10 protein-coding genes and 1 rRNA gene are annotated in these 8,642 nt (G+C 71.8%); 7 read left to right on the top strand and 4 right to left on the bottom strand.

What is annotated here, in order from left to right:
- Together rrf and ADK67_RS17080 are read left to right on the top strand one after the other, a co-directional pair.
- Nucleotides 1–85: ribosomal RNA gene (gene rrf, locus ADK67_RS17085) — 5S ribosomal RNA — on the top strand; the annotation flags it as partial.
- 76 nt (nt 86–161) lie between these two features.
- On the top strand, nt 162–1,016 hold the full coding sequence (locus tag ADK67_RS17080) for a GNAT family N-acetyltransferase (RefSeq protein WP_157620479.1): 855 nt from the start codon (nt 162–164) through the stop codon (nt 1,014–1,016).
- Here the strand turns inward: ADK67_RS17080 and ADK67_RS17075 are convergent.
- Genes ADK67_RS17075 through ADK67_RS17060 form a run of 4 tightly spaced genes read right to left on the bottom strand, consistent with a single transcriptional unit; the run spans nt 997 to nt 2,893 of the window.
- Nucleotides 997–1,203: a helix-turn-helix domain-containing protein gene (locus ADK67_RS17075; RefSeq protein WP_053717423.1), complete on the bottom strand. Its 207-nt coding sequence runs from the start codon at nt 1,201–1,203 to the stop codon at nt 997–999. The two genes, ADK67_RS17080 and ADK67_RS17075, sit on opposite strands and share 20 nt — an antisense overlap.
- Nucleotides 1,200–1,793 carry a DUF2975 domain-containing protein gene (locus ADK67_RS17070; RefSeq protein ID WP_157620477.1) on the bottom strand — a complete coding sequence of 198 codons (594 nt, stop codon included), beginning with the start codon at nt 1,791–1,793 and terminating at the stop codon, nt 1,200–1,202. Before ADK67_RS17070 ends, ADK67_RS17075 begins: the two co-directional genes overlap by 4 nt.
- Nucleotides 1,794–1,795: 2 nt before the next feature.
- Nucleotides 1,796–2,398, bottom strand: a complete 603-nt coding sequence (locus ADK67_RS17065; RefSeq protein ID WP_053717421.1) for a hypothetical protein — start codon at nt 2,396–2,398, stop codon at nt 1,796–1,798.
- A 30-nt stretch (nt 2,399–2,428) separates the two neighbouring features.
- Nucleotides 2,429–2,893 (bottom strand): Lrp/AsnC family transcriptional regulator, encoded by a 465-nt coding sequence (locus ADK67_RS17060; RefSeq protein WP_053717420.1) that lies wholly within the window; start codon nt 2,891–2,893, stop codon nt 2,429–2,431.
- Nucleotides 2,894–2,972: 79 nt separating this feature from the next.
- Between ADK67_RS17060 and ADK67_RS17055 the strand changes: the two genes are divergently transcribed.
- The 5 genes from ADK67_RS17055 (at nt 2,973) to ADK67_RS17035 (ending at nt 8,633) form a co-directional block, all read left to right on the top strand.
- Nucleotides 2,973–3,416, top strand: coding sequence for a rhodanese-like domain-containing protein (locus ADK67_RS17055; protein WP_053717419.1), 444 nt, complete (start codon nt 2,973–2,975; stop codon nt 3,414–3,416).
- 15 nt (nt 3,417–3,431) lie between these two features.
- Nucleotides 3,432–4,169, top strand: a complete 738-nt coding sequence (locus tag ADK67_RS17050; protein ID WP_053717418.1) for a type 1 glutamine amidotransferase — start codon at nt 3,432–3,434, stop codon at nt 4,167–4,169.
- 126 nt (nt 4,170–4,295) lie between these two features.
- On the top strand, nt 4,296–5,429 hold the full coding sequence (locus tag ADK67_RS17045; RefSeq protein ID WP_053717417.1) for an inorganic phosphate transporter: 1,134 nt from the start codon (nt 4,296–4,298) through the stop codon (nt 5,427–5,429).
- Nucleotides 5,426–5,650: a hypothetical protein gene (locus tag ADK67_RS17040; RefSeq protein WP_053717416.1), complete on the top strand. Its 225-nt coding sequence runs from the start codon at nt 5,426–5,428 to the stop codon at nt 5,648–5,650. The genes ADK67_RS17045 and ADK67_RS17040 overlap by 4 nt, the downstream gene beginning before the upstream one ends.
- A gap of 40 nt (nt 5,651–5,690) precedes the next feature.
- The gene (locus ADK67_RS17035) at nt 5,691–8,633 is read left to right on the top strand and encodes a bifunctional [glutamine synthetase] adenylyltransferase/[glutamine synthetase]-adenylyl-L-tyrosine phosphorylase (RefSeq protein ID WP_053717415.1); all 2,943 of its coding nucleotides are present in this window, start codon (nt 5,691–5,693) and stop codon (nt 8,631–8,633) included.
- The last annotated feature ends 9 nt before the right edge of the window (nt 8,634–8,642 follow it).

The raw sequence follows: 8,642 nt of genomic DNA, 5'->3' as shown, positions 1-8,642 counted from the left end.
TCCCATTCCGAACCCGGTAGTTAAGCCTTCCAGCGCCGATGGTACTGCACTCGTGAGGGTGTGGGAGAGTAGGACGCCGCCGAACAATTCTTTCCCTCAGGGGCACTCGTTACTCGAGTGCCCCTGAGGGCTTTTTGCGTTACGGTCCGATCGTGGCCGAGGTGACGAGACACGACGACCTGGCGGAGTTCTGGGCGTTGACCGGGGACTTCTTCAACGCCGACCCGGTGTTCCACACGATCCCGATCGCGGCGGTCGACCGCAGGCTCAACCACGCCGACCCGGAGGACGAACCACCGCTGCTGGTCAGCGTCTCCGAGGACGGCGTCCTGGTGGCCGCGGCACTGCGCACACCACCGTGGCCGCTGACCCTGAGCGGTGTCGCGCCGCAGTGGGCGGAGACCGTCGCGGACGCGTTGGCGGGCGACGTGGAACTCCCCGGCGTCAACGGACCGCGTGAGTCGGTGGAGGCGTTCGTCGTCGCGTGGGCGGCCCGCACGGGCTGCAACGCGCGGGAGCACATGGCGTTGCGCCTGTACGAGCTGGGCGAGCTCGTCACCCCCGACGTTCCCGGCACCGCGCGCTTGGCGACCATGGACGACCTCGACCTGCTCAGCCACTGGCACTTGAGGTTCGCCGTCGAAGCGACCGCGCAGGCCCGTGATGAGAAGAGCGAAGACCGCTCCCGGCTGATGCTGCGCGTCGGCTTGGCCGCCGGGCACGGTCACCTGATCTGGTACGTCGGCGACACCCCGGTGGCGTGGGCGGCGGCGAACGCGCCGGCGTCCGGCATGTCCCGCATCGGCCCGGTCTACACCCCACCCGAGCACCGCAGGCACGGCTACGGCGCGGCGGTCACCGCGGCCTGCGCGTCGTGGGCACGGGAGAACGGCGCCGAGCACGTCGTCCTCTACACCGACCTGGCGAACCCGACGTCGAACTCGATCTACCAGCGGATCGGGTTCCGGCCGGTGGTCGACTCGGCGGAGTTCGTGTTCACCCCGGCCGGTGGCTGAGCAGGTCGCCCGGCTGGCAGTCCAACGCCTCGCACAGGGCGGTCAGCGTGCTGAACCGGATCGCCCTGGCCCGGCCGTTCTTGAGGATCGACAGGTTGACCACGGTCACGCCGACGCGGTCCGCCAACTCGGTCAAGGTCATCCCGCGCTCGGCCAGCAGCCGGTCGAGGTGCACCTGGATGCTCACACGGTTCCCTCCAGGTCCGCGCGCATCTCCGCGCTCGTGCGCATGATCTTGCCAAGCGCCAGCAACCCCAACCCGCTGACCACCGCCCACCACGGGACGTCCCACTCGGCGGTCAGCGACGTCAGGTCGGTCTCGGGCCGGACTTCCGCCAGCACCAGGATCCGGGCGGCGGCTTCGCCCAGGGTCGCGACCGGCACGGCGACGAGCGTGAACCACCCGAGGCGGCGCAGCCGGTCCGCGGTGGCGACGGTGTGGACGCCCTCGACGGCGCCTCGTTCGAGCAGGCCCATGAGCAGCAGGAACAGCACGGCGTAGCTCACCATCGGCAACGCGACGTCGACCAGGTAGAGCACGCGCTCCCACCCGCTCGGCTCGCTCAGGCAGACGCGCAACGACCCCGCGCTCACGTACCCGACCTCGCCGTGCGGAACGGTGCGGATCAGCTCCGTGCCCACCTGCGAGGTGAAGCACACGGACGTGCCGTACGAGGCCACCGTCACCAACGTGATCGCGGTCAGGGACAGGACGGTGGTCACCGACCACAGGAGCCGGACGATCCCGGTCAACGGCTGCAACGGGTCGCGCGCCACCGTCACACCGTCCCTTCGAGGTCCGCGCGCATCTCCGCGCCGGTCCGCACGATCTTCGCCAGCGACAGCAGCGCGATGCCCGTGATGACCGCCCACCACGGCGTCTCCCACTCGCCGAAGAACGCCAGGAAACCGGCGTCGAACGTGACGGCGGTGTGCACCAGCGTGGTCCGCCCGATGGACTCGACCATGGCCGCCGTCGGCAGCACCCACAGCAGGTAGTGGCCGAAGCGGCGCACGTCGGCCGCCGTGCCGGGCGTGTAGATGCCGTGCCGGGCGGCGTTCCGCAGCAGCAGCACGAGCAGCAGCAACGCGGCGATCTGCCCGAGCGGCACCGGTGCGTCGGACAGGAGGTCGAGCACGTGGTGCCACGGCGCCGGGTCGTCGACGCACAGCCTGACCCGGTCGACGTCGTCCACCCGCACGTTCGCGGCCAGGTCACGGGCCACGGTGTCGTGCGGCCAGTACTTGGCGGTGAAGCACACCGGGTCGAACAAGCCGAACGTGAGCCGGATCGCGGTGCCCGCCCCGAACACGATCACGCTCATCGCCAACACGGTCGATGCCAGACCGGTCAACGGCTCCAACGGGTTCGCCTTCGACATGACATGCCCCCCGCATATCGTTTATCGATGTTATCGAGAAACGATACCCTCCAGGACGTCGCGCGTCACGGGCCGGTTGCGGGCGTGGGAGGAGAACACCAGGGACGTGGTCGTGTCGCCGTACCGCTGGGCCTGCTCCACGAACTCCTCCAGCTCGACCATCGACCGGCACACCACGCGCAGCAGCCAGCAGTCGTCCCCGGTCACGTGGTCGGCGTCGCGCACCTGCGCCAGCGTCACCACCCGTTCCCGGAACCGGGGCGTGTCCAGGCTGCGCACCCGCACCCGGACGATGGCCTCGATCGGCAGCCCGAGCCGCTGAGGGTCGACCACCGCCACGTACCCGGTGACGATCCCGGCCTGCTCCAGCCGCCGCACGCGCTCGGTCGTCGCGGGCGCGGACAGGGACACCCGCTTGGCCAGCTCGGTGAACGTCATCCGACCGTCCCGCTGGAGCAGGTCCAACAACTTCCAATCCAGATCGTCCAGTTCCACCGTGGAATCGTAAGCGGAACCGGCGCAACGCCTGGAGATGTGCATGGGGAAGAACACGCTGGTCAGCCACCATTTACCCATGACCAACACGCTCCGCTTCCCCGCCGCCGACCCCGCTGCCGCCGCCGCGTTCTTCGCCGCGGAGCTGGCCTTCGAGGCCGACCCGGACGACGTGGTCCGCGACTTGACCGCCGGTGCCACCGAGGGCTTCCAGCTCGTCGAGACGCGCAGCCCCGAGGCGTTCGCGCGGATCCGCATCCCCGGTGCGATCAACCTCCCGTACCGGGACGCGGACGAGACCACGACCGCCGGCTGGGACCGCGGCCTCGTCTACGTCTGCTACTGCGAGAGCTTCGAGTGCAACGCCGCCACCAAGGGCGCGCTCGCGCTGTCGCGGCTCGGGTTCAAGGTGAAGCGGCTCGCCGGCGGCATCCGGACCTGGCACGCCGCGGGCTACCCGGTGGAGGGTGACGCGGTGGAGGGCGGTGGCACGAGCCTGCACGGAATCGCCTGCGACTGCTGATCTACCCTCGAAAGGGTGACCCGCCTGCTCGTGCTGCAACCCGACCGTGACGACCCGCCCGCCCGCCTCGGCGAGTGGTTGACCACCGCCGGGGCGGTGCTGGACGTGGTGAAACCGTACGAGGAACCGGTGCCGGACACGCTCGATGGCTACCAGGGCGTGGTGTGCCTGGGTGGCGCGATGGGCGCGTTGGACGACGTAACGCACCCGTGGCTCGCGGACGTGCGCAAGCTGCTGTCCCACGCGGTGTCGAAGCGGGTGCCGCTGCTCGCGGTCTGCCTCGGCGCGCAACTGTTGGCCGCGGCCACCGGCGGGCAGGTGCGGCGCAGCCCGCAGGGGCCCGAGATCGGTGTGCAGCTGGTGGCCAAGCGGGACGCGGCGAGCGGTGACCCGTTGTTCGGCGAGCTGCCGTGGACGCCGGACGTGCTGCAGTTCCACGAGGACGAGGTCGGGCTTCTGCCGCCGACGGCGTTGCTGCTCGCGTCCTCGCCGAAGTGCGCGAACCAGGCGTTCCGGGTGGGTGACCGCGCCTACGGGGTGCAGTTCCACATCGAGACCACGCCGGACATGGTTCTGGGTTGGGCCGCGGGGTACCCCGACGTGGTGGCGAACGTGCGTCCGGGCGTGCTCGACCCGGAGCGCCTCGCGGCAGGTCACGAGGACATCCGGGAGGTGTGGCAGCCCTTTGCCGAACGATTCGTGCGCCTGGCGACCGGTGAGCTGACGATCCACCGGAGCCTGCCGCTGGTGTGATGAACCTCCGCCGATGTGAGCGTTCATCGTTCGGACAGGTAGCGTTCACCTTGTCGTCGTGAGTGTTCATCGGCCAGACGGGTAGCGTTTACCTTCGACTGTGTCGATTCAGTTGGAGGAATCAGCGTGGATGCCTCGCTCCTCGTCATCATCGTGGTCATCACGGCTCTGGTCTTCGACTTCACCAACGGCTTCCACGACACCGCGAACTCGATGGCGACCTCCATCGCCACCGGCGCCCTACGGCCACGCACGGCCGTCGCGTTCTCCGCGGTGTTGAACCTGGTGGGAGCGTTGCTGTCGGTCGAGGTGGCCAAGACCATCTCCGGCGGGATCGTCGACGACGCGAGAATCACGCCCGCGATCGTGTTCGGCGGGCTGATCGGCGCGATCATGTGGAACCTGGTGACCTGGTACGTCGGGCTGCCGTCGAGCTCGTCGCACGCCCTGTTCGGCGGCCTGATCGGGGCGGCCTGGGTCGCGGCGGGCGCGGACGCGGTGCACTTCGCGAAGGTCGTGGACAAGGTCGTCGCGCCCGCGATCGCCGCGCCGCTGGTGGCGGGCATCGTGGCGCTGCTGGCCACCTACCTGACCTACCGGCTGACCAAGCGGGCCCGGAAGTCCGTGACGGACAAGGGTTTCAAGGCGGGCCAGATCGCGTCCGCCGCGCTCATGTCGCTGGCCCACGGCACGAACGACGCGCAGAAGACGATGGGCATCATCACGCTCACGCTGATCACCGCCGGGACGCTCGCGCCGGGTTCGGAACCGCCCCTCTGGGTGATCCTGAGCGCGGCGATCGCCATCGCGCTCGGCACCTACCTGGGCGGTTGGCGGATCACGAAGACCCTCGGCTCGGGCCTGACCACGATCGAGGCGCCGCAGGGCTTCGCCGCGCAGACCAGCGCGGCGACAGTGATCATGGCGTCCTCGCACCTGGGGTTCGCGCTGTCCACGACGCACGTCGCGTCCGGCGGCATCATGGGCTCCGGTCTCGGCCGGCAGCGGGACGGCGTGCGGTGGGGCGTCGCGGGTCGGATGGCGGCGGCCTGGGGGCTGACGCTGCCGGCGGCGGGCCTGGTCGGCGCGCTCGCGGGCAAGGTCGCGTCGCTGGGCACGGCGGGCGTGGTGGCCGTGGCGGTGGTCGGCATCGGCGTGTCCGCGGTGATCTGGGTGCTGTCGCGGCGTGAGCCGGTGCGGCCCGAGCACGTGGTGGACGAGATCGCGGCGCAGGCCGAGACGCACAAGGTGGCAGCGTGAAGATCGACTGGGCGGCGTTGGGCGCCGTGTTCGGGGTGAGCCTCGCGGTGGTGCTGGGGCTGGTCGTGCTGTTCTCCGGCGGGCTGCGCGCGCTGTCGGCCCGTGAGGCGGCACGGGAGCGGCAGGCATCGACGGCGTTGCCGACGGTCGCGGCGGGCGCGTGCCTGCTGGCGTGCGTGACCGTAGTGTTGTTCGGCATCTACTTGATCGTGCTGGGCTGAACGCTTCTCCGGGCATGCAGGCGGGCTACGGTGTTCGTCGATGACCGATCCAGCCCGTCACCCCACGTCTCCCGCCCGGTTCGGCCTGACCGAGGCGCGCGGCGGTGAGCACCTGCGGGCCGCCGGGTGGTGGGAAGGGCGGCGGCCGACCGAGGGCCACGAGCCGGTCCTCGTCGCGTTGTCCCGAAGCCCCGACCCGGACCTGGCGTTGCGCGGGGTCGACCGGCTGCGCGTCGCGCTCGGCGACCGGTGGCCCGAGCTGGACCGGGCGCTGCGGGACGGCGAGGCGTTGCGCGGTCGGCTGCTGGCGGTGCTCGGCTCGTCGACCGCGCTGTCGGACTTCCTGGTCGCGAACCCCGACCGCTGGCACGGCCTGGTCGACGCCGAGCCGGTGGCCGCCGAGTCGTTCGCGCCCGCTCTCGTCGCCGCGGTCGACGGGCTGACCGGGGCGGACGCGGTGCGGGCGCTGCGCGTGGAGTACCGGGCGCTGCTGTGCCGGATCGCCGCCGACGACCTGGCGCACGTGGTCGAGCCCGACCAGCCGTACGTCAACTACGACGAGGTCGCCGACCTGCTGTCGGAGCTGGCCGTGGCCGCGTTGCGGGCGGCGCTGGGCGTCGCCGGGCGGCAGGTGCCGCGGTCGGACGAGTGCCGGCTCGCGGTGATCGCGATGGGCAAGTGCGGCGCGCGGGAGCTGAACTACGTCAGCGACGTCGACGTGGTGTTCGTCGGCGAGGGCGACCTGGCCGTGGCGACCCGGCTGGCCGGCGCGGTGATGCAGGTCGCGGGCCAGGCGTGCTTCGAGGTGGACGCGGCGCTGCGGCCGGAGGGCAAGGCGGGCGCGTTGGTGCGCACGCTGGACGGCCACGCCACGTACTACCAGCGGTGGGCGCGGACGTGGGAGTTCCAGGCGCTGCTCAAGGCCAGGCCGGTCGCCGGTGACGAGGAGCTGGGCCGGCGGTACATGGACGTGGTGCGGCCCCTGGTGTGGACGGCCGCCGAACGGGAGAACTTCGTGCCCGACGTGCAGGCCATGCGCCGCCGCGTCGAGGACCACGTGCCGGTGGGCCTGACCGACCGGGAGCTGAAGCTGGGCCGCGGCGGGCTGCGCGACGTCGAGTTCGCCGTGCAGCTGCTGCAACTCGTGCACGGTCGCGGTGACGAGGAGCTGCGCATCACCACGACCACCCAGGCGTTGACGGCGTTGGGGCGCGGTGGGTACGTCGGCCGCGCGGACGCCGCCGACTTCGGCCGCGCCTACCGGTTCCTGCGCACGTTGGAGCACCGGTTGCAGCTCCAGCGGCTGCTGCGCACGCACCTGTTCCCGGCCGACGACGACGTGACCGCGCTGCGCTGGCTGGCGCGCGCGTCCGGGTTGCAGGCCGAGGGCGGGCTGTCGGAGAGCCAGGTGCTGCTCGCCGAGTTCCGCAAGCGCGCCAACCAGGTGCGCCGGCTGCACGAGAAGCTGTTCTACCGGCCGCTGCTGGAGGCCGTCGCGAAGGTGCCGACCGAAGGGCTGCGGTTGACCACGTCCCAGGCCGCGGCGCGACTCGCCGCTTTAGGCTATGCGGCGCCGGACGGCGCGTTGAAGCACATCGAGGCGCTGACCAGGGGCGTTTCCCGGCGGGCGCGGATCCAGACGGCGCTGCTGCCCGTGCTGCTGGACCTGTTCGCGACCACACCGGACCCGGACCGCGGGCTGCTGGCGTACCGGAAGGTGTCGGAGGCGTTGGCCGAGACGCCCTGGTACCTGCGGCTGCTGCGGGACGAGGGCACGGTGGTCGACCGGCTGGCCGCGCTGCTGGGCACGTCGAAGTTCGTGCCGGACCTGCTGGTGCGCGCGCCCGAGGTGCTGCCGCTGCTGGCCGACACCGACGCGCTCGTCGGCCGCGACCCGATGACCATCGGCAACCCGCTGCGCAGCGCCGTGTCCCGGTACCGCGACCTGGACCGCGCGGTCACCGCCGCCCGGTCGCTGCGCCGCCAGGAGCTGCTGCGGGTGGCGTCGGCGGACCTGCTCGGGCTGGTGCCGCTGCGGACGGTGTGCGTGTCGCTGTCCGAGGTGTGGGTGGCGGTGCTGCAGGCGGCGTTGGACGCGGTGGTGCGGTCGGCCGGTGAGCCGTTGGCGTCGATCGCGGTCATCGGCATGGGCCGGCTCGGCGGGCGTGAGCTGGGGTACGGCTCGGACGCCGACGTGATGTTCGTGTGCGAGCCCGCGTCCGGCGTGACCGACGCGGACGCCGCCCGGTACGCGTCGTCGGTGGTGGAGCAGGTGCGGCGGCTGCTCAGCGCGCCCAGCCAGGACCCGCCGTTGCAGGTGGACACCGACCTGCGGCCGGAGGGCAGGCAGGGGCCGCTGGTCCGCACGCTCGACTCCTACCGGGCCTACTACGCGCAGTGGGCCGAGCTGTGGGAGGCGCAGGCGTTGCTGCGGGCGCGGTTCATCGGCGGCGACGCGGACCTCGGCGCGCGGTTCATCGAGATGATCGACCCGGTCCGCTACCCCGAGCACGGCCTGGACGCCGGCGCCGTGCGCGAGATCCGGCGCATCAAGGCGCGCGTCGAAGCCGAACGGCTGCCGCGCGGCGCCGACCCGTCCACCCACACCAAGCTCGGCCGGGGCGGGCTCGCCGACGTCGAGTGGACCGTGCAGCTCCTGCAGCTGCAGCACGCGTGCGAGGTGCCCGGCCTGCGCACGCCGTCGACCGTGCGCGGGCTGCGTGCGGCCACCGAGGCGGGACTGATGTCCGCGGACGACGCGTCGGCCCTGATGGACGCCTGGGTGATGGCGACCGAGGCGCGCAACGCCGTCGTGCTGGTGCGGGGCAAGGCGGGCGACCAGCTGCCGACGGCCGGGCGCGACCTGGCCGCGGTGGCGTCGGCGATGGGGCACGCGGGCGACCCGGGCGGGTTCCTCGACTCGTACCGGCGCACGACGCGGCGGGCGCGGGCCGTGATCGAGCGCATCTTCTACGGGTCCTGAACACTGGGG

The sequence above is a fragment of the Saccharothrix sp. NRRL B-16348 genome (assembly GCF_001280085.1).
In the GTDB taxonomy this organism is placed as follows: Bacteria; Actinomycetota; Actinomycetes; order Mycobacteriales; family Pseudonocardiaceae; genus Actinosynnema.
Note: the sequence above shows the minus strand (reverse complement) of the source record. Positions and strands in the feature narration are given on the sequence as shown.

Bases quoted from the DNA above. Each gene is read 5' to 3' on its own strand.
- ADK67_RS17065 (WP_053717421.1), bottom strand. From the start codon at position 2,398: ATGTCGAAGGCGAACCCGTTGGAGCCGTTGACCGGTCTGGCATCGACC.
- ADK67_RS17055 (WP_053717419.1), top strand. From the start codon at position 2,973: ATGACCAACACGCTCCGCTTCCCCGCCGCCGACCCCGCTGCCGCCGCC.
- ADK67_RS17035 (WP_053717415.1), top strand. From the start codon at position 5,691: ATGACCGATCCAGCCCGTCACCCCACGTCTCCCGCCCGGTTCGGCCTG.